Origin of the sequence: uncultured Kordia sp., assembly GCF_947496985.1 — a bacterium.
Classification (GTDB): Bacteria; Bacteroidota; Bacteroidia; order Flavobacteriales; family Flavobacteriaceae; genus Kordia.
On sequence record NZ_CANMEZ010000003.1, the window covers coordinates 160,708 to 184,361 of the forward strand.

General features: G+C 31.9%; 30 protein-coding genes. 8 read left to right on the forward strand and 22 right to left on the reverse strand.

Annotated features, from left to right (window positions below; genetic code table 11):
• The first annotated feature begins 31 nt into the window (after positions 1 to 31).
• Positions 32 to 868, forward strand: a complete 837-nt coding sequence (locus Q0828_RS09085) for an aminotransferase class IV (RefSeq protein WP_298419796.1) — start codon at positions 32 to 34, stop codon at positions 866 to 868.
• A 106-nt stretch (positions 869 to 974) separates the two neighbouring features.
• Here Q0828_RS09085 and Q0828_RS09090 read toward each other — a convergent pair whose 3' ends face one another.
• The 5 genes from Q0828_RS09090 to Q0828_RS09110 form a co-directional block, all read right to left on the reverse strand.
• A complete protein-coding gene (locus tag Q0828_RS09090; protein WP_298419798.1) occupies positions 975 to 1,544 on the reverse strand; it encodes a YqgE/AlgH family protein in 570 nt (189 codons plus the stop codon).
• Between the two features lie 134 nt (positions 1,545 to 1,678).
• Entirely contained in the window at positions 1,679 to 1,954 is a 276-nt protein-coding gene (locus Q0828_RS09095; protein ID WP_298419800.1) for an HU family DNA-binding protein, read from the reverse strand.
• A 184-nt stretch (positions 1,955 to 2,138) separates the two neighbouring features.
• Entirely contained in the window at positions 2,139 to 3,086 is a 948-nt protein-coding gene (gene fmt / locus Q0828_RS09100; RefSeq protein WP_298419802.1) for a methionyl-tRNA formyltransferase, read from the reverse strand.
• Positions 3,087 to 3,089: 3 nt separating this feature from the next.
• Positions 3,090 to 4,988: an ATP-dependent DNA helicase RecQ gene (locus tag Q0828_RS09105; RefSeq protein WP_298419804.1), complete on the reverse strand. Its 1,899-nt coding sequence runs from the start codon at positions 4,986 to 4,988 to the stop codon at positions 3,090 to 3,092.
• A complete protein-coding gene (locus Q0828_RS09110) occupies positions 4,988 to 5,530 on the reverse strand; it encodes an ATP-binding protein (protein WP_298419806.1) in 543 nt (180 codons plus the stop codon). The genes Q0828_RS09105 and Q0828_RS09110 overlap by 1 nt, the downstream gene beginning before the upstream one ends.
• A gap of 281 nt (positions 5,531 to 5,811) precedes the next feature.
• Here Q0828_RS09110 and Q0828_RS09115 point away from each other — a divergent pair, with 281 nt between their 5' ends.
• Positions 5,812 to 6,120, forward strand: a complete 309-nt coding sequence (locus Q0828_RS09115; protein ID WP_298419808.1) for a hypothetical protein — start codon at positions 5,812 to 5,814, stop codon at positions 6,118 to 6,120.
• A 141-nt stretch (positions 6,121 to 6,261) separates the two neighbouring features.
• Here Q0828_RS09115 and Q0828_RS24525 read toward each other — a convergent pair whose 3' ends face one another.
• The gene (locus Q0828_RS24525; RefSeq protein ID WP_366523583.1) at positions 6,262 to 6,477 is read right to left on the reverse strand and encodes a T9SS type A sorting domain-containing protein; all 216 of its coding nucleotides are present in this window, start codon (positions 6,475 to 6,477) and stop codon (positions 6,262 to 6,264) included.
• A gap of 128 nt (positions 6,478 to 6,605) precedes the next feature.
• Between Q0828_RS24525 and Q0828_RS09120 the strand changes: the two genes are divergently transcribed.
• The 5 genes from Q0828_RS09120 (at position 6,606) to murA (ending at position 9,520) form a co-directional block, all read left to right on the forward strand.
• Positions 6,606 to 6,803, forward strand: a complete 198-nt coding sequence (locus Q0828_RS09120; RefSeq protein WP_298419810.1) for a hypothetical protein — start codon at positions 6,606 to 6,608, stop codon at positions 6,801 to 6,803.
• Positions 6,804 to 6,938: 135 nt separating this feature from the next.
• Positions 6,939 to 7,088: a T9SS type A sorting domain-containing protein gene (locus Q0828_RS24530; protein WP_366523574.1), complete on the forward strand. Its 150-nt coding sequence runs from the start codon at positions 6,939 to 6,941 to the stop codon at positions 7,086 to 7,088.
• Between the two features lie 62 nt (positions 7,089 to 7,150).
• Complete coding sequence (locus Q0828_RS09125; RefSeq protein ID WP_298419812.1) at positions 7,151 to 7,441, forward strand: DUF493 family protein; 291 nt, start codon at positions 7,151 to 7,153, stop codon at positions 7,439 to 7,441.
• Between the two features lie 102 nt (positions 7,442 to 7,543).
• Positions 7,544 to 8,191, forward strand: a complete 648-nt coding sequence (locus tag Q0828_RS09130; protein WP_298419814.1) for a DUF4290 domain-containing protein — start codon at positions 7,544 to 7,546, stop codon at positions 8,189 to 8,191.
• 21 nt (positions 8,192 to 8,212) lie between these two features.
• Positions 8,213 to 9,520, forward strand: coding sequence for a UDP-N-acetylglucosamine 1-carboxyvinyltransferase (murA, locus tag Q0828_RS09135; RefSeq protein WP_298419816.1), 1,308 nt, complete (start codon positions 8,213 to 8,215; stop codon positions 9,518 to 9,520).
• Between the two features lie 75 nt (positions 9,521 to 9,595).
• Here murA and Q0828_RS09140 read toward each other — a convergent pair whose 3' ends face one another.
• The 16 genes from Q0828_RS09140 to Q0828_RS09215 form a co-directional block, all read right to left on the reverse strand.
• On the reverse strand, positions 9,596 to 10,429 hold the full coding sequence (locus Q0828_RS09140; protein WP_298419818.1) for an OmpA family protein: 834 nt from the start codon (positions 10,427 to 10,429) through the stop codon (positions 9,596 to 9,598).
• A gap of 102 nt (positions 10,430 to 10,531) precedes the next feature.
• On the reverse strand, positions 10,532 to 11,494 hold the full coding sequence (locus Q0828_RS09145; protein WP_298419820.1) for a fasciclin domain-containing protein: 963 nt from the start codon (positions 11,492 to 11,494) through the stop codon (positions 10,532 to 10,534).
• 128 nt (positions 11,495 to 11,622) lie between these two features.
• On the reverse strand, positions 11,623 to 12,924 hold the full coding sequence (locus Q0828_RS09150; protein WP_298419822.1) for a deoxyribodipyrimidine photo-lyase: 1,302 nt from the start codon (positions 12,922 to 12,924) through the stop codon (positions 11,623 to 11,625).
• Complete coding sequence (locus Q0828_RS09155; RefSeq protein WP_298419824.1) at positions 12,914 to 13,402, reverse strand: SRPBCC family protein; 489 nt, start codon at positions 13,400 to 13,402, stop codon at positions 12,914 to 12,916. The genes Q0828_RS09150 and Q0828_RS09155 overlap by 11 nt, the downstream gene beginning before the upstream one ends.
• A gap of 5 nt (positions 13,403 to 13,407) precedes the next feature.
• On the reverse strand, positions 13,408 to 13,869 hold the full coding sequence (locus Q0828_RS09160) for a TspO/MBR family protein (protein ID WP_298419826.1): 462 nt from the start codon (positions 13,867 to 13,869) through the stop codon (positions 13,408 to 13,410).
• A 3-nt stretch (positions 13,870 to 13,872) separates the two neighbouring features.
• A complete protein-coding gene (locus Q0828_RS09165; protein WP_298419829.1) occupies positions 13,873 to 14,556 on the reverse strand; it encodes an SDR family oxidoreductase in 684 nt (227 codons plus the stop codon).
• A 94-nt stretch (positions 14,557 to 14,650) separates the two neighbouring features.
• Positions 14,651 to 14,854, reverse strand: coding sequence for a hypothetical protein (locus Q0828_RS09170; protein ID WP_298419831.1), 204 nt, complete (start codon positions 14,852 to 14,854; stop codon positions 14,651 to 14,653).
• A 3-nt stretch (positions 14,855 to 14,857) separates the two neighbouring features.
• Positions 14,858 to 15,559: a GTP cyclohydrolase I FolE gene (folE, locus tag Q0828_RS09175; RefSeq protein ID WP_298419833.1), complete on the reverse strand. Its 702-nt coding sequence runs from the start codon at positions 15,557 to 15,559 to the stop codon at positions 14,858 to 14,860.
• Between the two features lie 112 nt (positions 15,560 to 15,671).
• Positions 15,672 to 15,947, reverse strand: a complete 276-nt coding sequence (locus Q0828_RS09180; protein ID WP_298419835.1) for a TIGR03643 family protein — start codon at positions 15,945 to 15,947, stop codon at positions 15,672 to 15,674.
• On the reverse strand, positions 15,947 to 16,372 hold the full coding sequence (locus Q0828_RS09185) for a hypothetical protein (protein WP_298419837.1): 426 nt from the start codon (positions 16,370 to 16,372) through the stop codon (positions 15,947 to 15,949). The genes Q0828_RS09180 and Q0828_RS09185 overlap by 1 nt, the downstream gene beginning before the upstream one ends.
• Complete coding sequence (locus tag Q0828_RS09190) at positions 16,372 to 17,853, reverse strand: FAD-binding domain-containing protein (protein WP_298419839.1); 1,482 nt, start codon at positions 17,851 to 17,853, stop codon at positions 16,372 to 16,374. Before Q0828_RS09190 ends, Q0828_RS09185 begins: the two co-directional genes overlap by 1 nt.
• Before the next feature lie 2 nt (positions 17,854 to 17,855).
• Complete coding sequence (locus Q0828_RS09195) at positions 17,856 to 19,280, reverse strand: SDR family oxidoreductase (RefSeq protein WP_298419841.1); 1,425 nt, start codon at positions 19,278 to 19,280, stop codon at positions 17,856 to 17,858.
• Positions 19,281 to 19,289: 9 nt separating this feature from the next.
• Positions 19,290 to 19,904 carry a flavin reductase gene (locus Q0828_RS09200; protein ID WP_298419843.1) on the reverse strand — a complete coding sequence of 205 codons (615 nt, stop codon included), beginning with the start codon at positions 19,902 to 19,904 and terminating at the stop codon, positions 19,290 to 19,292.
• On the reverse strand, positions 19,904 to 21,214 hold the full coding sequence (locus Q0828_RS09205) for an AarF/UbiB family protein (RefSeq protein ID WP_298419845.1): 1,311 nt from the start codon (positions 21,212 to 21,214) through the stop codon (positions 19,904 to 19,906). Before Q0828_RS09205 ends, Q0828_RS09200 begins: the two co-directional genes overlap by 1 nt.
• Complete coding sequence (locus Q0828_RS09210; protein WP_298419846.1) at positions 21,214 to 21,873, reverse strand: TetR family transcriptional regulator C-terminal domain-containing protein; 660 nt, start codon at positions 21,871 to 21,873, stop codon at positions 21,214 to 21,216. The genes Q0828_RS09205 and Q0828_RS09210 overlap by 1 nt, the downstream gene beginning before the upstream one ends.
• Before the next feature lie 152 nt (positions 21,874 to 22,025).
• On the reverse strand, positions 22,026 to 22,685 hold the full coding sequence (locus Q0828_RS09215; protein WP_298419848.1) for an MIP family channel protein: 660 nt from the start codon (positions 22,683 to 22,685) through the stop codon (positions 22,026 to 22,028).
• A gap of 119 nt (positions 22,686 to 22,804) precedes the next feature.
• Here Q0828_RS09215 and Q0828_RS09220 point away from each other — a divergent pair, with 119 nt between their 5' ends.
• Positions 22,805 to 23,647 (forward strand): DUF2911 domain-containing protein, encoded by an 843-nt coding sequence (locus Q0828_RS09220; RefSeq protein WP_298419850.1) that lies wholly within the window; start codon positions 22,805 to 22,807, stop codon positions 23,645 to 23,647.
• The last annotated feature ends 7 nt before the right edge of the window (positions 23,648 to 23,654 follow it).

Below are 23,654 nucleotides of genomic sequence, written 5' to 3' on the forward strand. Positions count from 1 at the left end.
TATTTGCCTTGAGAAAATCAAGGCTTTTTTTATGGTAAATTTTAATGGAAATTTAAGCGAAGACACAACACTTATTAATGTTGAGAATAGAGGCTTAAAGTATGGAGATTCACTTTTTGAAACTCTAAGAGTTATTGCAAATAAAATTCTTTTTTGGGAAGATCATTATTTCAGACTCATGGAATCTATGAGAATTCTACGAATGGAGATTCCTATGAACTTTACCATGGAATTCTTAGAAGATGAAATTCTAAAAACAATCAAAGCCAATGAACATACCAATGCAAGGGTTCGTTGTACTATTTTTAGAGGAAATGGCGGATTGTATATGCCTGTTTCAAATGACGTAGAATATATTATTCAGGCAAACGAGCTAGATTCTCCTTTCTATTTACTTTCAGAAACAACATACCAAGTTGATTTATACAAAGATTTTTATATCAACAAAGGTTTGCTCTCTACACTTAAAACGAATAACAAAATTATAAACGTTTTAGGAAGCGTTTACGCGAAGGAAAATGATTTAGATAACTGTTTGTTGATCAATGAGGATAAAAGCGTTGTAGAGGCCTTAAATGGAAATATATTTTTGGTGAAAGGAAATATTATCAAAACACCTCCAATTACAGATGGTTGCTTGAAAGGAATTTTAAGAATGCAACTTATTGAAATGTTGGAGAAATTACCAAATTATGAATTGATAGAAGAAAGTATTTCACCTTTTGAAATTCAAAAAGCAGACGAATTCTTCGTGACAAATGTGATTAAAGGAATTGTTCCTATCACAAAATATAGGAAAAAACAGTTTACAACGGATGTTGCTAGAGATCTACTAGCAAAATTAAATATGAGAATTCGATTGGGATAATGAGAAGAGTAAAAGATATATTTTTATAGAATGAGAAAAGTTTAAAGCTCAGCTTCTTATTTTACTCATAAACTTTCACATTAAGCGCAGTCGAAATATATGAATTTTAATTATGACTCGGATCTTCGGGAGCATTTGACCAAATTAAATATTCGCCACCAAATTCCATCATCTTTTTACGCCAAATTGATTTACACGATTTAGAAATGATTTCTTTTTTAAGCTCATTTCGAACAATAATCCATGAATTAGAGTTCAATTCATCACTCAATTGATTGGCGTGCCAACCAGAATATCCTAAAAAGAATTTAATATCATCTTCATTCAGTTTATCTTCTTCCAGTAGTTTTGCAATAGAAGAAAAATCACCGCCCCAATAAATACCTAATGATATTTCAATACTATTCGGGACTAAATGTGGGATTTTATGAATGAAATATAAATTATCTTGTTCTACAGGACCGCCATTATAGACTTTAAACGTAGTTTTTAGGTTGGCAAACTGTGGAATCAAGTCAGATAGACTTACGTTGAGTGGCTTATTTAAAATAAAACCAATCGATCCTTCTTCAGTATGATCAGCAAGTAAAACAACTGATCTATTGAAAGATACATCTCCAATAATAGATGGTTCAGCAACTAAAAGATGTCCTTTATTGGGTTTTAAGGCTATCATTTATGAAATTTTAGGTTACTTAAATCTATTAAAAAAAAATGGAATAATCAAATTTACTAGTGTTTACGGCAATTTTAAGCATTAAAAAAGCGCTCAATTGAGCGCTTTTTACTGATATGTTTAATAAAGTAATACTAGTTGTTTACTGCATTTCCTAAATCAGAACCAGCTTTAAACTTTACTACTTTTTTAGCTGCAATTTTAATAGTAGCTCCAGTTTGAGGATTTCTTCCGTCTCTAGCAGCTCTTTCTGAAACTGACCAAGATCCAAATCCTACTAAAGAAACTCTTCCACCTTTTTTCAAAGCTCCTTCTACATTTCCTAAAAATGATTCCAATGCCTTCTTTCCTGCAGCTTTAGAAATTCCTGCGTCAGCAGCCATTGCGTCAATTAATTCTGTTTTGTTCATAATTGTTGAATTATTAATTGTTGGTTAAACATTATTTTTTAAAAGCAGTACAAATTTATACGGATTTCCTTCCCATGCAAGTAATAGCGCGGGAAAAGCATCATTTTGTTAATAACTTAAGGCGATTGTTAATAAAGCTAGTGCTTTTTTGTTGTTATTCTCTAATATCACTAGACACAAGGGATTACAAGACTTTTGCTTCTTTTTCAAATTTGAAACCATTCAACAATGCCGAAATTTCCATTTTACGTTTCCCAGGAAGTTGAATTACCTTTAAAAATATGTAGCCATCTTTCACAGCTACTTTGATTTCTTTTTTTGAAGAAATGATACTTCCGATGCTATGTGAATGCGATTCTAACACTTTGGCTACTTCATATATTTTTATCATATGAACATCTTCACCATTATATAAGGTTGTCCAAGATCCAGGATATGGGCTTAAACCACGAATCTTATTATATATATTGTCTATAGATGCTGTCCAATCAACTTCACAGGTTTCTTTATGAATTTTATACGCTGTCTTTATATCTGAATTTAGCGGTTGAATTGTAGTGGTAATATCATCCTTTTCTATATGTTGAACAGTTTTCACAACCAATTTACTTCCAATGTTCATTAACTTGTCATGTAATGAACCTGCATTTTCATCAGGATCAATAGCTAATTCTTCTTGGAAAATCATTGCGCCTGTATCAATTTTCTCATCAATAAAGAAGGTTGTCAATCCAGTTTTTGTTTCACCATTAATAATAGCCCAATTTATAGGAGCTGCACCTCGGTAGTTTGGAAGTAGAGAAGCATGTAAATTAAATGTTCCATATTCGGGCATTTGCCATACAACTCTTGGTAACATACGAAAAGCAACTACAATTTGTAAATTCGCGTTAAGCGAGCGTAACTCTTCAATAAAAGATTCTCTCTTTAAATTCGTTGGTTGTAAAACATTTAAATCATTAGCTAAAGCAAATTTTTTCACCGCAGATTGATTTAACTTTCGTCCACGACCTGCAGGTTTGTCTGGCGCGGTAATTACACCAACAATAGTATACCTAGCATCTAACAATGCTTTTAATGTTGCAACAGCAAAATCGGGCGTCCCCATAAAAACGATTCTAAGATCTCTCATATATTATATGGTATAAGTATTTGTTTCTGTTAATTTAATTTTTTCAGCTTCCAAAAGTAATTGAATAATTGCTAATATTAAGTTTTCACGATATGGTAATGCTTCACAAATTTCGGTTGAAGTCATCGCATTCGTTTTCAATACTTTTAAAACATCATCATGGATTAGCATTTGTAATTCACGATCAGGTGTAGTTGTTTTTTTAGTTTTACATACAGAACAAATGCCGCAAGGCTTTTTTGCAGTTTCTCCAAAATAGGAGAGTAGCTGACTGTTTTTACAGATTTCATCATTCTGAACATATTCAATAACTGCTTGTACGCGTTTCTTTTTGAGTTCATTTTGATGGATAACATCTCTAGCGATTGGACTAATAGTTTTGTCATCTTCACGTGCTACTAAAAATGTAATTTCTGCGTCTGTTTGTAATTCTTCTAATAGTAAGACTTCATCTTTTGCTAATTGTTGAATAGTCTCGTTGATTTTTTCTTTTGGTAAACCTATTTTTTGAGCTAAAAACGTTGTGTTGATTTTTATCTTTTGCTCAAAAATGCCACCATACGTTCGTAAAATAGCTTGCGTTATTAAACTTAAATGTTGATGACTTTCCAAATAATTCATCAAGTTGTATTGATCTAAGGTAAATTTGATCGTAGTTTTTCGATGAAAATTTTGTGATAGTTGTAAAATACTATGTCTATCTAATAATTGTAATGCAGCAAATGTTTTTTGTGTTGGAAATTTATATGCTTTGCAAAATTCATAAAATGGAAGCGCATGTTTGGTATGATATCCTTCTCCATAGGCAACCTGAAAGAAGCTGCATAGTTTTCTATACACAAGTTTTAAAAAATCAACTTCGGGAACACTATGTATAAATTGTTGTTTTAATTGTTTAATATCGTTTCGATCTGTTAGAATAATGGCGTTTGCATACTCTCCATTTCTTCCAGCACGACCAGCTTCTTGGTAATAATTCTCTAAACTATCGGGAAGTTGAATGTGAATTACATTTTTTACATCAGGCTTGTCAATACCCATTCCAAAAGCATTGGTTGCTACGATTGTTTGGACTTTTCCTTGTAACCACTTTTGTAAAGCAAGTTTTTTTTCTTCTGAAGAAAGTCCTCCATGAAAATATAAACTTGTAAATCCTTTGCGTTGTAATGCTTCATGAATCATGATTGTACTTTTCCGATTGCGAACATACACAATGCAGGATTGTGGGTATTTACGTAAGGTTTTTTCAATAGTAAGTACTTTATTTTCTGTTTCTAAAACAGTGTATGCTAAATTTTCACGTACGAATGATTGCTGAAAACGTTGTACATCTTTTAGTTGTAAATTTTCTTCAATATCCTGTACAACTTTTGGAGTTGCTGTAGCTGTCAGTGCAATACAATGTACATTTGGTAACAATTCACGTAACGTATTGATGTTTCTATAAGCTGGACGAAAGTCGTTTCCCCATTGTGAAATACAATGCGCTTCATCAACCGCAATTAAGTTTACAGGCATCTGTTTGATGCGCTCTTGAATTATTTCTTGCTGAATCCGTTCAGGAGAAATGTATAGAAACTTATAATCGCCATAAATACAATTATCGAGCAAGGCATTTATTTCTTCATGCTTTAATCCGCCTGTGAGCGCAATTGCTTTAATTCCATTGGCTTTTAAACCAGCAACTTGATCTTGAATTAATGCCACTAAGGGTGAAATTACAATACAGATTCCGTCCATAGCTAATGCTGGAATTTGAAAGCAAACTGATTTTCCACCACCAGTTGGTAATAAGGCTAGCGTATCTTTTTTTTCAATAACCGAATGTATGATTTCCTCTTGCAAAGGACGAAACGAAGTATGTCCCCAATATTTTTGTAATAGTGCAAGTGGTTTTGTCATCAGTGATTTTTAAGTGTATTTAGGATGAACGAAACACGTTCAGAAACAGTTCCGAACGGAACATCAATTAAATTATATTGATAACTTTCGTAAGCCGAAATTAAATAGTGTTGAATTTTCTCAGCTTGTTCAAAACTTTCATAACGTTCATTATCTTGTTCGTAAATTTCTTTCCAAGGAGCTAACATAAAAGCAACATCATAGGTGTGGTTTTTGCAAGCTTCACGAAACATATCTGGATATTCATCACCTGTATAATTCATATATGCAGCTACATCAGGAATTCCTCTGTCATAAAACGCATAGTTTACATCAAGTGCTTCCGCATCTTTAAATTGTTGAATTCTACCTTCTAATAGCAGTTCACTAAACAATAAAGGTTGTGTTAAAAATAGTTGTTCAATTCCTTTTTTTTGCGCTGCAGCTGTCACTTGTCTTGAAATTTCATGAAAACATGTATGACCTTGTGCTTCTAATGCTGTAATTAAGGTAGATTTTCCAGTACCTGGTCCACCAATGATGAGTATTCTTTTTGTGTTCAATCTGAATAATTTATCTCACAAAATTACACAAATTGAAAAGAATATGAAATAGAAGCTCGTTGTTATGCTAATTCTACTATAAAATACATGATTTTATCATCTTGGTAATTTTATCTGTTTTATAAAGATAGGTAGTTCCTGCATGTAAAAAAATAAAGAACTATTGCACATTTGTAGAGTTGAAAAAGTTAAATATATAATAGTATATTTTTTCGATTTTTCACAGGCGAAATCTGAAAAGCCAATTTTAAACAGAGTAGGAAATTATAAAATTAAAAATTATGAACAATTTTGAGATTGCAACGAATTCAGATGGACGTGTGGAAGCTTTTTATATTGATGAAGCAAATATGGTGGCGCATACTTGGCAAGTAGAAGCTGGAAATAAGTTAGTTTGGTCAGAAGCAAGTGCGCTTTATGGAACAGTAGAAGGCTCCACTGGACCTTTGAAAGAAGCAGTTAGAGTAACCGCGACAACCAATAACGAAGGACAAATTCAAGTAGTTGCGCTTACTAAGACAGAAGAGTATTTTATATGCTATCAAGTTGATGGTGTATGGAATGGTTGGTTTAAAATTGAACAACAATAATAAGAATACAATAGGATTTAGTTTATTTTTAAACAGATGATGGAGAACATTTAGTTGTTCCCTATCATCTGTTTTGTATTAGTATTCTTGTGTTAATTGATTTTACATCTATTAAATTATCGATTACTCAAAAATGCAAAATTAGTTTTTAATGATTTTAAAGATTGTATTTGCATTGATCTTTAAAAAATATAGTCCTTTCTTTATATTAGAAAAGTCAATTGCTTTACCATTTTGAATTCTTCCTTGACGAATCAATTTTCCTTCAACACTGTATAATAAATAGTCTGTGTCAGTTTCAAGTCTACTTATTTTTGAATAGTTTGTAACAGGATTTAGATATGCTACAATTTGTATGTTTTTTCAATTTTCTGGAACTCTTGCATTGCTATTTCTACCAACATAGCTCGGATTATTTTCAAGAACTACCATTTTGTTAGTGTACTGTCCGTCATTATAATCTCCAGTTGTTACTTTTATAGTTTGTGGAGCAGTGTTTTCAATTGTTTGTACAGAAACTGACGGATATTCTTTATAGCGATGCTAATTCTGTAAATTATATTCATCAAAAAAATCAACAAGCAGAAGCAATTTGGTTTGCTGGTGACGATCAGTGGAACTATGTTTCTTACTGGAGAAATACTGAAATTCAATTAATGGCGCTGTTGCCAATAGAAATATAGTAATTGATAGTACAAGTATAGGAATGATCATTTTAGGAAGCATTATTTTTCAGTAGAAAACGCATTGAATATCTACCCGAACTCTATTAAAGATAAACTCCATGTATCTTCTAAAAACCAATACAATCAATAATATTGATAGATGTTTATGGTAAATTAATTTTAGAGCAAGAAACCGTAAACTCACAAACACTATCTTTAAATGTATCGAAACTGAGTTCGAAAACCTATTTCTTGAAAATTCAAATAAACAATGCAATACGCATCAAAAAAGTTACCAAATAGTTAAACTGTAGAAAGTTTTCAAAGAAGCTGTATCTTTGCCATTCATTAGAAAACAAAGACAAATGAGTTTAAAAAACGATCCTGAAGCGTTTTATGCAAAACTGAAAATACAATTAGAAGAAACAACACAATTTCCAACATTATATATGTATAAATTTATTGTTCCTTCAAGTGAAGAAAAAATAAAACAAGTCCACCAAATATTTGATAACATAGGAGCTGTTATTGATACTAAGAAATCTTCAAAAGGGACATATACAAGTGTTAGTATTACTGTAAATATGAAAAGCGCGGACGCTGTAATTGAAAAATATAAGGAAGCAAGTGTCGTTGAAGGTATAATTTCTTTATAATGAGCGGTGTTTTATAGATTTTTTTACTATTTTGCAATCACAAAATAATCTTCACAAGAACTTTATTTTACTTCAATATTTACCTTACAAACAAATTTTATTTTGATTGACCAGTTAGAGTATAACACAGAGCGTAAACGATTGATTATTCCTGAGTATGGACGCCATATTCAAAAAATGATCAACCATGCGATAGAAACAGAAGATGTAGAAGAGCGCAATAAAATTGCAAAAGCAATTATTGGCGTTATGGGGAATTTGCAACCACATTTGCGTGATGTTCCTGATTTTCAGCATAAATTATGGGATCAATTATTCATCATGTCAGATTTTAAACTTGATGTAGAATCTCCCTACCCAAAACCTTCTCGCGAAGTATTACAAGAGCGTCCTGAACCATTAGGATATCCTCAAAATTTTCCTAAATATCGTTTCTATGGAAATAATATCAAGCGAATGATTGATATTGCTAATAGTTGGGAAGAAGGAGAAATGAAGGAAGCTTTAGAGTTTGCAATTGCAAACCACATGAAGAAATGTTATCTCAATTGGAACAAAGATACTGTTGAAGATTATGTGATTTTTAAACATTTACTTGAATTAAGTAATGGAAAAATTGATTTAGCTCCAAAAGAAGAAAGTTTATCAGATGCTTCAAATCTTATGAAGCAAAAGAAAAAGTTTTCTAACAACAATAGCAAAAATCAACAACGAAATAATAAAAATCGTAACAACAGAAAACGTTACTAACAAAATTCATTACTATATTTTATGGGGACTTTTAAGATTGAAGGTGGTCATCAGCTAAAAGGAAGTATTCAACCGCAAGGAGCAAAAAACGAAGCACTTCAAATATTATGTGCTGTATTGTTAACTCCTGAAAGAGTTACAATTAGTAACATTCCTGATATTGTTGATGTGAATAAATTAATCATGCTTTTAGGAAACTTAGGTGTGAAAATTCAAAAAAATGGACCAGGTTCGTATACATTTCAATCAGATGATATCAATCTAAAATATTTAGAATCTGAGCAATTTAAAGAAGAAGGACGCGGATTACGTGGGTCAATTATGATTGTTGGACCACTATTGGCACGTTTTGGAAAAGGATACATTCCGAAGCCAGGTGGAGATAAAATTGGAAGACGACGATTAGATACGCATTTTGAAGGTTTTATTAAACTAGGCGCTAAGTTCAGATATAACAGAGAAGATTATTTCTACGGTGTAGAAGCAAAAAAACTGCAAGGAACATACATGCTTTTAGATGAAGCATCTGTGACAGGAACTGCAAATATAGTGATGGCTGCTGTGTTGGCAGAAGGAACAACAACTATTTACAATGCTGCTTGTGAACCTTATTTACAACAATTATGTAAAATGCTAAATAGAATGGGAGCAAACATTAAAGGTGTTGGTTCTAATTTATTAGTAATTGAAGGTGTTGAACAATTAGGTGGAACTGAACATAGAATGCTTCCAGATATGATTGAAATTGGAAGTTGGATTGGTTTGGCAGCTATGACACGAAGTGAATTAACAATTAAAAATGTTAGTTGGGACGATTTAGGTCAGATTCCAGATGTATTCAGAAAATTAGGGATCACTGTTGAACGTAAAGGTGATGATATTTATGTGCCAGCTCACAAAGATGGATATGAAATTCAAAACTATATTGACGGATCAATTTTAACAATATCTGATGCTCCTTGGCCAGGATTTACACCAGATTTATTAAGTATTATTCTTGTTGTAGCAACACAAGCACGCGGAAGTGTATTAGTACACCAAAAAATGTTTGAAAGTCGTTTATTCTTTGTAGATAAATTGATTGACATGGGCGCAAAAATTATTCTTTGCGATCCGCATAGAGCAAGCGTCATAGGACATGATTTTAAATCGCAATTAAAATCTACAACAATGGTTTCTCCTGACATTAGAGCTGGAATTTCATTATTAATTGCAGCATTATCGGCAAAAGGAACATCTACTATTCATAATATTGAACAAATAGATAGAGGTTACGAAAACATTGACGAACGTTTACGTGCTATAGGGGCAAAAATTGTTCGATTATAATTTAGAGAATCTCACAAAAATATAAAATGAATTATCATGTATGTGGTAATTCATTTTTTTATGTTACAAAACGATTTAATTTTTTGTAATCATAATTTCAACGCGCCTATTAGAACTACGATCACGGCGACCTCTTTCGGGAAAGTATAAAGGTGCAGTAAATGCATATCCCTTATATGTTAAACGTTCCTTTGAAACACCTCTACTGATGAGGTATTTATACACAAAACGTGCTCTGTCAACAGAAAGCGTTATAGTTCCTGTATCGCTATTCAATGCATCTGAATCATCATCGCCACCACAACAAACATGTCCTTGTATTTCGATATGAACATTTCGATTGCGTCTTAAAAACTGAACTAACCTTTCCAATTGTTTTTTAGAAGATTTAATAAGCGTTACTCTTCCTGTTTTAAAATTAATTTTTCCTAATTCATATGATTTTCCTATTTCAAGTTTATTGACGGGAATTGCGTAAATATTTTGTTTTCGTTTTGTGATTTTTGGTTTATGATCATTCTTAGAAATAATCACCGAAACTTTACGATGTTTTTTAACACCTATACGTTCATTTTTTTTAGCATCAGCAGGAAGTTCTCCTTTAGCTTCCTTTTTTATACTATTTATTAAAGATGTATATGATGTTTCTAAATAGTCAGATACTGCAATTGCTCTATTTTTTGATAATTCTAAATTGAAGTTTTCTGTATCTACAAAATCTGTGTATCCTTTAATGAGAAAATTATAAGTGTCTGTTGTATCTAAAGTAGCTATTTGATCATTAATTGCTTTTTCATGTGCTTTAGACAACGTAAACTTGCCTAGATCAAAATAAATATCGAACTCAACATTTTGTGCTTGACAAAATGAGAGGGTGAAAAAAAATATAAGAAGAGGCAATAGTTTCATTTATGATATATTTGGGACTAATAAGGTACAAAATTAAACCAAAAAAAGGATAACTAAATAAATAGTTATCCTTTTGTGTTTTAAAATAAGTTGGACTCACTCTTAATTTAAGTCCGGTAAAATAACCTTGTTAACAACATGAATTACACCATTCACTGCCTGAACATCAGTAACAATAATGTCACCGGTTCTATCGTTTAAGTCGGTGAAGCTTGCTCCATCAACCGTATTTATTGTAAAATTATCTCCTAATGTATTTACTGTCATACCATCAGTTAATGTTCCAGCTAAAACATTTGCACCACTTACTACGTGTGTATTTAAAGTAGCTTCTAATGTAGCTGTTGCAATATCGCCAAGTGACATTACACCTAATTCTGTCAATAGGTCACCAAAGGCTGCATCTGTTGGTGCAAAAACCGTAAACGGAGCTGGTGTTCCTGTAGTAGAAAGTGTGGATACATATGTAAAAGTATTTTCTCTTGTTAAAGCTTGAACCAAAATTCCAAATGTAGAATCGGCAGTTGCAAATGTTACAACTGTTGGTAAGCCAATAACACTACTTACTGCATGAATAATACCATTATCTACTGAAATATCTGGAGTTGTAACAGAAGATTGTCCGTTAAGCGATACGCCAGAAGCTGTATTCACATACATGTTCAAATTGTTACCTGTAGTAGCTTCTTCAGCAAGTGTTTCAATGTATCCAGTACTTAAAGATGCTGCATTATTAGTACCGCTAACTACATGGTTCAATAGTACTTGCGTTAGTAAAGATGTTGGTACTTCATCAAGATTTGCAAAGTTGTTAGCAGCCAAAAAAGCATCAAAAGCAGCATTATTTGGAGCAAATACTGTGTATTCAGTTGTTCCTGCTAATACTGAGGTTAAATTAGCTCTTTGTAAAGCAGCTAATAAGGAGCTGTAGTCAGAGTTTGCACTTACAAAATCTGCGATGGTGTTACTAGCGGCTGCTACGCTATTATCATCATCACTACACGAAGTTATAGTGAACAATGAAATGACGATAGCCATTAGGATGGATGTTGTTTTCTTTTTCATAACAATTTTTTTATTTAACGATCGAAACAAAGATAATTATTTTGTTTAAATATTTTAGATAATGATTAAACAAAATAAGTTAATTGTTTGTTAAAATGATTTAAATGTTAAACAAAAAGGAATTGCCATTAATTGTTAATCCCATGTTTATAGGCTGTCAAGCAGCGTTCTCTAGCAAATTTATGATCTACAATAGGAGTAGGATAGGTGAGCTCTTGATAATCAGGAACCCACGTTTTAATGTATTCGTGTGCTTTATCAAACTTTTGGACTTGTGATGTTGGATTAAATATTCTAAAGTATGGAGCAGAATCACAACCTGTTCCTGCAACCCATTGCCAGTTTCCAACATTTTGAGCTAAATCGAAATCAAGCAGTTTTTTTGCAAAATATGCTTCTCCCCATTTCCAATCAATTAATAAATGTTTACACAAAAAGCTAGCAGTTACCATGCGAACTCTATTATGCATATAACCAGATTCATTCAATTCGCGCATGCCAGCATCTACTATTGGATATCCAGTTTTTCCTTCGCACCAAGCTTTGAAATCATTTTCATTATTTCTCCATGTGATCCCATCATATTTAGATTTAAAATTGTGTGTGACTGATTTTGGGAAATGCCAAAGAATCTGCATGAAAAATTCGCGCCAAATCAATTCTTTCAAAAATGTATTGTTTTCAGATTTCAATCCTTCCTGAGCACATTTTCGAACGCTAATTGTACCAAAACGCAAATGTGGGCTTAACTTTGAAGTTCCTGCTATTGCAGGAAAATTTCGTGTTTCTTCATATGCATCAATAATTGTTTTCGTCATAGTATGAGGAATCACTTTGATGCTTGAAGTTGTAAATCTAATAGCTTCCAATGATGGGAAATCAACTGTTATTTTTGCAAAATTTTTATAATGATCAACGCAATTAATACTTGTGTACATATTTAATGTTAAGTTTGCCAACCATTTTTTAGAATATGGAGTATATATTGTATATGGTTTTCCATCTGCTTTTACAATTTCGTCACGCTCAAAAATTACTTGATCTTTAAACGTTTTAAATTCAATATTCTGTGACGATAAAAATGTATCTACTTCTTTATCTCTAGCTATTGCATATGGTTCATAATCACGATTTGTATATACAGCTGAAATATTATATGTGTTTATCAATTGCTTCATAACCTCAATAGGCTTTCCATGTTTTACTATAAGCGAAGAACCTAATTTTGAGAGTGTATTATGTATGTTTTGTAATTCATCATGAATAAAATTTACACGTGCATCATCTTTTGGTAATTTATCCAAAATGTTTTGATCAAATATAAATAGTGGAATTACTTTTTTACCAGTTAATAAAGCGTTATATAGTCCGATATTATCTTCAATTCGCAAATCTCTACGATGCCAAAAAAGTATGTAGTTATCCTTCATACGTTCCAAATAATTCAGTTAATTTTCTAGTTCTATATTCAAATATTTCTTTCAATTTTGGTTTTACAATTATTGGATGTACTAACCTACCAAGAAAACCAAGAGGTATTTTATAATCTATAATATCTTCCATTTCAACTCCGCCAGGAATTTCTCTTATAAAATGTTTATGATGCCACATTGTATAAGGCCCAAAACGTTGTTCGTCTACAAAATAATGTTGATGTTTTACATGTGTAATTTCGGTAACCCAATGTGTTTTTATGTTGAGAATTGGTGTTACAATATATTGTATAATTTGGCCTGGATACATCGGTCCGATATTTTCTGTAAGAATATCAAAACTCATATAATCAGGAGTAATTGTTTTTAAGTTTTTTGGATTCGATAAAAAATCCCATGCCTTTTCAAGAGATATGGGAAAGTTTTGTGTACTGTGCAATCGATATACAATTCCTTTGGTACTAAATTTTTGCATGTGTTCTAATTATTAAACAAAATATAGCCGTTTAAAGAATTGGCAACAACCAACCATATGATGTAAGGTATTATAAATAGGGTGAATTTTTTTAATTCAGATTTAAAATTGAATGCGATAAACGATACGGTCATTAGTAATATAACCAAGTTTATCATTCCCATAGTAACTAAATGTTGATTAAAGAAAAGATAATTCCAGCTTACATTTAAGACAAATTGTATTGCAAAAAGAATAAAAATTAATTGTTTGTTTTTTACTTCAAAAAGTTTTGCCATATAAATAGAAAAACAAATCATTATCGTAGTCCAAGCAAAACCAAAAAACCAGCCTGGTGGTGTCCAAGGTGCTTTTTCTAATCCTACATACCACGATGCATTTGGTCCATCATTCATAAGAATTATTCCTATGCCTAATGCACTGAAATTGATGATTAGGAATAGTACAAGTCGAATAAAAAATTTCATAGATTATAATTTTAGACTTACAATTCCACAATCAATTGTGAAAATTTGCCCAGAAACTGAGCGTGATTTATCCGAGATTAAAAAGTCGGCCATATCAGCGACTTCTTGTGGTTCTAAAAATTTCTTCAAAGGATGGCGTTCTGTTATATTTTCGATCATTTTATCATTACGTAATAACTTACTTGCTAAATCGGTGTTTGTAATTGTTGGTGCAATTGCATTTACTCTAATAGTTGGAGCAAACTCAGCAGCCAAAGATTTTACTAAACCTTCTATTGCAGATTTTGCGGCAGAAATGCTCGCATGAAAAGGCATTCCAAGTTTTGTAGCTACAGTACTAAATAATACAATATTAGGATTATTTCCATTCTTTAATACAGGTAAATACTTTTGAATTGCTTTTACTGCACCAATCACATTGATTTCATAATCATTTTTGAAATCGTCAATTTTTAAACGTGAAATGGGTTTCAAATTGATACTTCCTGGACAGTATACTAATGCGTCAATAGTATCTATAGCGGGAAGTTCGTCAGTTAAAATATCACAACTGTAATGCGTGAAGTTAGGATGATTAATTTCTGGATTAGAACGACTAATATTAATTACATTATGGTTTACTAATTGAGATGTTACAATAGCAGCACCAATACCTTTACTTCCTCCAATTACAAGTATGTTTTTCATATGTTTGGTTAGTTTTTTAACAATATAAACGTATGATAATGCTAACAATAATTAGTACTGTTAGCATTATTACGTTATAGATTTGAGGGATATTTTATTTTAAACGCTTCTCGTACTTTCGTTTCAAAGTCGTTAATCTCTTCATCAGTTCCATGATGGTTGGATCTTTCTTTTGTTTATAAATTTCGTTTAATCCTAAGATTAATCGTTTTGCCTCTCTTGAAGCTGTGATTTTATCACTTCTTGATATGAACTTTGTGCTCTCAAAGGCCATTACTTCTGAAAAAATAGGTGCCATAAGTTAATTGTTTAAAAAATTTTGTAATTCTTGTATTTTTTCGGGAGTATTAAAAACTCCTCCATAATAAGATGTAATTGTTGTAGATGAGTCATCTTTAACTCCTCTAGATGAGACACATAAGTGTTTTGCATCAATAATTACAGCTATGTCTTCAGTTTGTAATATATTACATAAATCCATTGCGATTTGATTAGTCAGTCGTTCCTGAACTTGAGGTCGCTTGGCATAATATTGTACAATTCTGTTAAGTTTCGATAATCCAATTACTTTACCCGAAGAAATATATGCTACATGAGCTTTTCCCATAATTGGAACAAAATGATGTTCACAGTTTGAGTAAAATTGGATGTTTTTTTCAATAAGCATCTGATTGTATTGATACTTATTATCAAATAAAGCTATTTTTGGCTTATTTTTTGGATTTAAGCCAGAGAAAATTTCTTCTATATACATTTTAGCAACTCTTGAAGGAGTTCCTTGTAATGAATCATCAGTTAAGTCTAACCCTAAGGTTTCCATGATTTCAGAGAAATGATAGGCAATTTTTTGCTTTTTCTCTTCATCAGAGATTTGGAAAGCATCTGAACGCATGGGAGTTTCCATTCCTGTTAAGATATGTTCGTCTCCAATTTCTTCATGACTGAATCCATTTATAGAGATTGAACTACCATTCAGGTGATTTAAAACGTCAGCAGTTTTCATAGATTTTAAAAATGTTTAATTATTTAAATATAAAGTTAAACAAAATAAAAATAGTATGAAACAATCTTAGCTGAAAATATTGATACTTCCATAAGGAAAAACTATAGTGAGGTCAACGCTTCGATATTTTGTTGTTATTTATACTTCTTTGTCGTGAACACTTAAAGCGACCTTTCAAAAAATCACGTTTTTTTTCATGTTTTGTTTTTCTACCAGAAACACGTTTCCTCCATAATTTGAAACTAGAACTTTTTAAGTTAAGTCGCATTAAATCAATTACTTCTTGTTCTTTAATGCCAAATTGAAATTTAATAGCGTCAAATGTGGTGCGATCTTCCCATGCCATTTCTATGATACGATCTATCTGTATTGGGTTAAAATTGTGCATTAGCCGTAATATTCTGTAGTGTTTAAAACTGCATTTTTTTGAATCACCATTTTTTCAATGAATGATTTATTTTCTATGAAGAGTTTGTTTTTTTTGAATTGAATAAAGTTTCCATCTGCATGAATGCTAAAAAAAGAGGAAGTATAAATATTCAATCTGTAATACGGAATTATCCAAGAGTAGTTTTTAAGTTTTTTGTGAATGTGAATTAAAATTCCTTTGGGACGCAATTCGATGTTTCCATAATTTAAATCGTCAACCTTATTTAGATATTGTTTTATTTTTGGACTTACATCGTGAATAATCATTCGTTTCGAGCCAATCCCTTTTAATTTAATACGCTGTAATAATGAAAATGATTCACCTACTGTTGTATCAATTAGTTTTTCAACTTCTTTGTCTTTATGTGTTGTATTGACAACCATTATGAGCTTTTTTTACGATTTGTTAAGGTATGTTTTTTTAGAATTCTAAAGTTTTCTTCAATAACAGTATTTTCGTCTTTCATATGCCATAAAATATCACTAGCACGTTTGCGTGTTTCTTGAAGGTTAACAATAGGAGCAGGGTAATTTTTTCCAATAATAAAGCCAGTCATTTGCTGTTCCATATAAGTCATCTTTGATGGTTCATGTACAAAATGAGAATCTAAATTAGCAAGTTCAGGAACCCATTTTTTAATAAAAACTCCTTCAGCATCATGTGCTAAACTATTTTTTGTCGGATTGTACATGCGCAACATATTAATACCAGTTTCACCAGCTTGCATTTGAATTTGTGGAAAATGAATTCCAGGTTCAAAGTCTAAAAAATATTGAGATAAAATAATAGTCGCTTTTTGCCAAGGTTGCCATAAATTGTGCGTGAAAAATGAAACAGTTAAGGCACGCATTCTAAAATTTAAATACCCAGTTTCTTTAAGACATCGCATGCAAGCATCAACTAAAGGGAAACCCGTAAGTCCGTTTTTCCAAGCTTCAATGTATTGTTCAGAAACTTGCTTTTTTAATTTGCGATATCCTTTATTAATACTTACAAATTCCATTTCGTCTTCCATTTCAAACTTTTGAATAAAATGTGCTTGCCAGCGCAAACGTGAACCAAATGCGATCATTTGTTTTTTATAGATATTTTGCTCAATGCACCTTGTGTTTTCTTGTAAAACTTCGCGTACGGATAAATTTCCCCAAGCCAAATAAGGTGACAAACGACTACAACTTCTTCTTGATAGTGACGGTTTTGAAATGTGAAATGAATAATTTTTACCACGATCTTTAAAAAATGTAGTCATGTATTTCATCGCCATTGTAGTACCGCCTTTTTGAAAAAGAGTGTCAGAATCTGTTTCTAAATTTGGAATATGAAAAGAAATTGCTAAGTTTTGAATTTCGTTAATAGTGAATAATTGCTCAGCTTTTGGGTTGAAAGTCAATAAAGGTTGCGACATAAAATGTTCCCACTTTTCAATCCAGTTGTTTCGATCTTGCAGACCTCTAAAAACACCATTATTTATATTTTCAACCCAAGTTATCATATTGTTAGCAAGGAAACGCTTCAGCATTTTGTCACGATCGTAGGTTACTTTAATTCCTGTTTCTTGATGCGAATATAAATGCGTTACTTTATACGTTTCTTGTATAATTTGTATAGCTCGATTAATATTTCCTTGTATAGTAAGGATTTTACTATGATATGGTTTTAGTGAATTATTTATATCAATAAGTGATTCTTTGATAAAATTCCAGTGACGTTTACTATAATGAGGATCCTTTAAAAGGATATCTTCAAAAACATATAAGAGCAATGTTTTTTTTCCAGATTGTAACGCATTATAAATCGCTTCATTATCTTGAAGTCGTAAGTCACGCTTTAGAAGAACAACATTTATTTCTATTTTGTTTCCCATGCTTACTTTTTTGATACCAATTTGTTGATCATTCCATTAAAGATAATTCCATGAAAAGGTAAAACAGCATACCAATACATACGTCCTAAAATTCCTTTAGGTCTAAAAATAGCACGCTGATATAACTCGTTTTTAACAATTTTAAATTCTAACCAAGCTTCTCCTGGTAAGCGCATTTCTGCAAAGAGTAACAATCTTTTTTCTTCTTTGTTAGCATACAATACTCTCCAAAAATCCAACGGATCACCCGCATTGAGTTTTGTTTGATGTGTACGTCCACGACGCAATCCAATACCGCCAAAAACTTTATCAAGATATCCACGAAGCTTCCAAAGGAAAGTTGCATAATACCAACCATTTTTTCCGCCAATCGCCCAGATTTTATCCAACGTTATTTCTTCATCCAAGACTGTGCGACGTTTGATATCTTTAAAACAGCCATATTGTGGAACTTTAATATATTGAGAAATTTTTTCGCGGAAGCGTCCACTAATCAATGAATCTTTCCAGCTAGAAACCACACCATTTTGTTCAATTTTAATAAAAGCACGTTCTACAGCTTCTTTGTATGAAATGGGCTGAATGTCTAAAATGTCACTGATTTCACTTGGCTTTCCAATAACTTCTACTTTCATACTATCTACCAAATTCATGGCTAGTTTATATGAAGTAGTTGTGATAAAGTACAACCAATATGATGATAATTTTGGAGTCATTACGGGAACAGAAATAATAGTACGTCTTAATTTCCTAACGGAAGCAAATTGCATCATCATTTCACGATAACTGAGCGTATCAGGACCAAAAATATCATAGGAATTATTGTATACTTTTTCATTTCCAATAGCTTTTGATAAATACGCTAATACATCTCTAATAGCAATCGGCTGTGATTTGGTTTTAATCCATTTTGGTGCTACCATAATTGGTAACTTTTCCGTTAAATCTCTAATGATTTCAAAAGAAGCACTTCCACTTCCTACAATAATTCCGGCTCTAAAAGTGGTTAGTGCATATGATTTTGACGCTAATGTTTTTTCTACATTTTGTCTAGAAAGTAAGTGTTTTGATAATTGTTTGTCATTGACAATTCCACTTAAATAAATGACTTGTTTTACCTTGGTTTGTTGTGATAAGTATGTTTTAAAATGTACTGCACAATCATATTCCATTTTCTCAAACTTTGAAGATGAAGACATGGAATGAATTAGGTAATATGCAACATCAATATCTGTGGGAATTTGGTATAAACTACTTAAATTAAGAAAATCAACTTCAATAATTTTAATACGTTCATGATTTTTTATCTCGTCAGGAACGCGTTGTTTGTCTCTTACACTGCAAACTAAAGTATGCCCCAATTCCAATAGAATAGGAATCAGCCGTTTTCCAATATACCCAGTAGCACCTGTAAGTAGAATTTTCATTTATAGTGTTTATTTCGGACGTTGGTACGGATATCTAACACTTTGTTCTGGTATTGTATATGCGTCAAGTCCATTTATAGTAGCAGTTTTTGCTTTTGCAAGATTTATAAAACCGTCTGTTTCTAATATTTTATCGTTTATATATAATTTTTCAATTTCACCTATCACTAAAATAGTTTCGTTTATTTGAAGATTGTATTCTTCAACATAACGCATTCCAATTTGTACGTGACAGTTATTTACAAAAGGAGCCGAAAAATTATCTTTATAATTTGTTTTTAATGCTGTTTGATCAAATTCAGAAACTCCTTTCGGATACTTTGCAGAAGTATGATGTGCATCTTCCGTAATTTCTTGGTGAATATGATTTATGGTGTAAAAACCAGTTTCTTTAATATTTTCATATGTATCACGCGGTACAACTGCCGGACGTGTTATAAAACCTAATAATGGCGGATTTGATCCTAAATGCACAACAGAGCTAAAAACGGCAACATTCGTATTTCCTTCATTTGATTGTGTCCCAATTAGATTTGCCGATTTGTAACCAGAACAGCTATTGATAAGATTGATACGATATAACTTATCCATGTTATCAATATCTGTTCGTGTGATTGCTACCATTATAAGTTTTTAAAGTTGTTTATTTTTACGTCTTTAGCTTTTAAATCGTGTAATAAATTGTAAAGTCCAAAAAAGGTGCGATTCATGTAAATAAAGTGTTTTGAACCTCTATTTCCATTCATACTTCGCAGTTGTGTACTTTTTGAATAACGTTCTCCGATATCTGCAATTTTCCCAAAAAATTCTTTGTCAGAAAAGTCAAATATTTCTGAATTAAAAGGTGTTGTAAACAAGCTTAATAATTCATGAAACATTTCAGAGAAAAATGCTAATTCTTCTTTAGAGTCATCTTCACGAAGGATTTCTAATTCGTACAGTTTTTTGGTAAATAACTCAGGATTATCAATCGTTTTCTTATCAGCCAATTCAAAATATGGAGTATAAAAATCATCAGGAATAGCTTTCATACAACCAAAATCTAGCGCAATAAGCTCTGTGTCTTCAGTGACTAAGAAATTCCCAGGATGTGGATCGGCATGTACTTTTCGGAACTCATGAATTTGAAACATATAAAAGTCCCAAAGTGTTTGCCCTAAAAGATTTGCCTTTTCTTGATCGGTGTTTTTATCTGTAAATTCAGACAAGTGTTCACCATTCATCCAATCCATCGTAATGATTCGCTCTGAAGAGAGCGAATCATAATATTTGGGAAAAAGTAAATTTGGTAAATGCTTACAGGCTTCAGAAACGGCTTTACTTTGCTTAATTTCTAGTAAGTAATTGGTTTCTTCAATTAATTTGTCTTCTACTTCCTTAAAATATTTATCTGAACCTTTTCCGGTAATGTTAAACATGCGAATTGCAATTGGTTTTACAATTGCCAAGTCTGAGGAGATGCTTTGGGCAACTCCTGGATATTGAATTTTCACAGCAAGTTTTTTCCCATCCTTTTCGGCAACATGTACTTGTCCAATGCTTGCAGCATTTAAAGAAGTAGAATTGAATTTATCAAAAATTTCACTTGGCGATTTACCAAAATATTTTTTAAATGATTTTATAACTAATGGAGGTGATAGTGGCGGAACAGAAAATTGAGATAGTGAAAATTTTTCCACATATGCACGTGGTAAAATATTCTTTTCCATACTCAACATTTGCGCAACTTTTAACGCACTTCCTTTTAAACTTTTTAATCCATCATAGATATCTTCTGCATTCGATTCGTTTAAGCGTTCTTTTGCTTTTTCTTCCGAACTGATAAGCTTGTCTCCATAATATTTTAAATAGTTAACTCCGACTTTTGCACCCGTAGTTACTAATTTTCCAGCACGCTGGATTTTACTTATTGGAATTTTATCAATTGTTTTCATTACGATCTGATGTCTAGTTTTTCTTTAAAAATAAATTTCCCAAAATCTACAATGCTTTTGAGTGGCGTATTATCAATTAAATCGAAACTTGCATTGACTGATTTTTCGATATACTGATCTGTTTTATCAAAACTTTTAGAAGTGTCATCTAACCAAAATTTTATGGTTAATAACAATTGTATCCAAGCTGTTTCTTTAATAGCTTTGTTTTGAAAACGTTCCAAGCGTTCTTGATTCAGATCGATCGTTTTTACATCCAAGCTTTCAACAAATGCTCCAAACACATGTTTGAGTCCTTTCATTCGTTTTAGGGATTGTAAAGGTTTCTTTTCAGATTGTAAGCTATGTACAACATAACTTCTGTTAGCAGTTAATTGTTCGAAGAAAGTGAAGTAAAAACTCAAAAGCTTGTTTCGAGCATCAAATGTTTCAAATTCCTCACTTTTTGATAGTAACTCAATTGTATTAGCACCAAAAATTGTAAATATTTCTTCTTCTAATACTTCAAAAGAACTGAAGAACATGTAAAATTGTGCTTCTTCAAAATTATTCTCTTTTGCAAACGAATACACGTTTTTTGGGTGTTCTCCATGTGCTAATACATAATCCATATAAAAGGAAATGATAGCATCTGAGGTTATATTTTTTTTCTTTGCCATGATGTATATTTTAAAACAGTATAAAATTACGAAATTTTGTTCAACTTATTTTTGAATCAATTAAACAAAAAAAATGAAAGCATTGTTAAAGTTTTCTTAAAATAGAATTCTAAGAAGACTAAAACTTAAAATAAAAAGAAAGGTTTTATTGTTTAACAGTCTGTATCACAGCAATTTTCATCCTTCACAAGTTTGCAACTTACTACAGCAACTATAGCTCCTAAAATGGGTGCTAAAATATATAACCATAATTCTGAGAAGTTTCCAGAAACTAATGCAGGACCTATGGAGCGTGCCGGATTCATAGAAGCTTTAGTCATTGGACCAGCAAACATGGCTTCTAATAGTACAATTCCACCAATGGCAATTCCTGCCATTGTCCCAGTTTCTTTGCTTCCAGTAGATACATTTATAATGACGAGCATTAAGAAAAAGGTGAGTAAAAATTCTAAAATGAATGCTTTCCATGCTATCATTGAAGGAATGGTAGCGCCTAAAGTTTCGCTTTCTGGCCATAGCATAAATACAAGTAAACTAGCGCAAATAGCACCTAAACATTGTGCTATGATATATTTTGGAACTTCTTTCCAAGGAAATTTTTTAGCATATGAAAAAGCAATAGTAACCGCAGGGTTGAAGTGGGCACCAGAAATTTCAGCGAAAGCATAAATCATTCCCATAACAATTAATCCCCAAGTAATAGCAACACCAGGATGTGTAATAACTCCAGTAATATCATTAACAACCATGGCAGCAGTTCCACAAAAAACCATGGTAAATGTACCTAAAAACTCAGCGATGTAATTTTTCATTATTCAAAAAGTATGATTAGATTTCAAAAGTACTATTTCTTATTTTAAGTATTTGTTAACATTTGTTAGTAAGGTTTCTGCGTAACTTCGTCAAATTAAAAAAATAAAATAACAATAAGATGAAAAAATTACTTTTAGCATGTTTCTTAGCTGCTGGAATCAGTGTTCAAGCTCAGATAGAAACTCCACAACCTAGCCCAAGCGCAAAGTTAACGCAAACTGTTGGTTTAACAGAAGTTACTGTTGAGTATTCAAGACCAGCAATGAAAGGAAGAAAAATATTTGGTGATTTAGTACCTTATGGACAAATGTGGAGAACTGGAGCTAATGCCAATACAAAAGTTACTTTCAGTGATGATGTTACTATTGGTAGAACTTCAGTAAAAGCAGGAACATATGCAATTTTTACTAAGCCAACTGCAAAAACTTGGGAAGTGATTATTTATAGTGATGCTTCAAACTGGGGAACTCCAAGAAATTGGGATGATGCAAAAGTGGTTGCAAAGGCAACTGTACCAGCAAACACAATGCCTTACAAAACAGAATCTTTTACAATTGGAATCGCTAATATTAAAAATGGTGGAGCTGATTTAGAATTTAGTTGGGATAAAACATATGTTTTAGTTCCTTTTACTGTTCCTACAGATACAAAAGCAACTGCAAGTATTGAAAAAATGATGGCTGGACCAAGCGCTGGTGATTATTTTTCTTCTGCTAGATATTTCTTGGAAGAAGGAAAAGATATGGATAAAGCTAAAATGTGGATTGATAAAGCTGTTGAAAAAACAAGTGCTCAACCAAGATTTTGGTATTTAAGACAACAGTCATTAATCTACGCTAAAATGGGTAAGAAAGCTGAAGCTGTTAAAATTGCAAAACAATCATTAGCATTAGCACAAGAAGCTGGAAACGGTGACTATGTTAAGATGAATAAAGACTCTATTAAAGAGTGGTCGAAGTAATTCTTCA

Coding starts and splice junctions, on each gene's coding strand:
- folE (WP_298419833.1), bottom strand. CDS start 15,559: ATGAAAACTGCTGACGTTTTAAATCACCTGAATGGTAGTTCAATCTCT.
- Q0828_RS09115 (WP_298419808.1), top strand. CDS start 5,812: ATGAACAATTTTGAGATTGCAACGAATTCAGATGGACGTGTGGAAGCT.
- Q0828_RS09145 (WP_298419820.1), bottom strand. CDS start 11,494: ATGAAAAAGAAAACAACATCCATCCTAATGGCTATCGTCATTTCATTG.
- Q0828_RS09090 (WP_298419798.1), bottom strand. CDS start 1,544: ATGATAGCCTTAAAACCCAATAAAGGACATCTTTTAGTTGCTGAACCA.
- Q0828_RS09220 (WP_298419850.1), top strand. CDS start 22,805: ATGAAAAAATTACTTTTAGCATGTTTCTTAGCTGCTGGAATCAGTGTT.
- Q0828_RS09095 (WP_298419800.1), bottom strand. CDS start 1,954: ATGAACAAAACAGAATTAATTGACGCAATGGCTGCTGACGCAGGAATT.
- Q0828_RS09125 (WP_298419812.1), top strand. CDS start 7,151: ATGAGTTTAAAAAACGATCCTGAAGCGTTTTATGCAAAACTGAAAATA.
- Q0828_RS09190 (WP_298419839.1), bottom strand. CDS start 17,853: ATGGGAAACAAAATAGAAATAAATGTTGTTCTTCTAAAGCGTGACTTA.
- Q0828_RS09155 (WP_298419824.1), bottom strand. CDS start 13,402: ATGCAAAAATTTAGTACCAAAGGAATTGTATATCGATTGCACAGTACA.
- Q0828_RS09185 (WP_298419837.1), bottom strand. CDS start 16,372: ATGGTTGTCAATACAACACATAAAGACAAAGAAGTTGAAAAACTAATT.
- Q0828_RS09165 (WP_298419829.1), bottom strand. CDS start 14,556: ATGAAAAACATACTTGTAATTGGAGGAAGTAAAGGTATTGGTGCTGCT.
- Q0828_RS09200 (WP_298419843.1), bottom strand. CDS start 19,904: ATGGTAGCAATCACACGAACAGATATTGATAACATGGATAAGTTATAT.
- Q0828_RS09150 (WP_298419822.1), bottom strand. CDS start 12,924: ATGAAGGATAACTACATACTTTTTTGGCATCGTAGAGATTTGCGAATT.
- Q0828_RS09085 (WP_298419796.1), top strand. CDS start 32: ATGGTAAATTTTAATGGAAATTTAAGCGAAGACACAACACTTATTAAT.
- Q0828_RS09170 (WP_298419831.1), bottom strand. CDS start 14,854: ATGGCACCTATTTTTTCAGAAGTAATGGCCTTTGAGAGCACAAAGTTC.
- Q0828_RS09105 (WP_298419804.1), bottom strand. CDS start 4,988: ATGACAAAACCACTTGCACTATTACAAAAATATTGGGGACATACTTCG.
- Q0828_RS09180 (WP_298419835.1), bottom strand. CDS start 15,947: ATGCACAATTTTAACCCAATACAGATAGATCGTATCATAGAAATGGCA.
- Q0828_RS09215 (WP_298419848.1), bottom strand. CDS start 22,685: ATGAAAAATTACATCGCTGAGTTTTTAGGTACATTTACCATGGTTTTT.
- Q0828_RS09195 (WP_298419841.1), bottom strand. CDS start 19,280: ATGAAAATTCTACTTACAGGTGCTACTGGGTATATTGGAAAACGGCTG.
- Q0828_RS09205 (WP_298419845.1), bottom strand. CDS start 21,214: ATGAAAACAATTGATAAAATTCCAATAAGTAAAATCCAGCGTGCTGGA.
- Q0828_RS09140 (WP_298419818.1), bottom strand. CDS start 10,429: ATGAAACTATTGCCTCTTCTTATATTTTTTTTCACCCTCTCATTTTGT.
- fmt (WP_298419802.1), bottom strand. CDS start 3,086: ATGAGAGATCTTAGAATCGTTTTTATGGGGACGCCCGATTTTGCTGTT.
- Q0828_RS09160 (WP_298419826.1), bottom strand. CDS start 13,869: ATGAAATTTTTTATTCGACTTGTACTATTCCTAATCATCAATTTCAGT.
- murA (WP_298419816.1), top strand. CDS start 8,213: ATGGGGACTTTTAAGATTGAAGGTGGTCATCAGCTAAAAGGAAGTATT.
- Q0828_RS09210 (WP_298419846.1), bottom strand. CDS start 21,873: ATGGCAAAGAAAAAAAATATAACCTCAGATGCTATCATTTCCTTTTAT.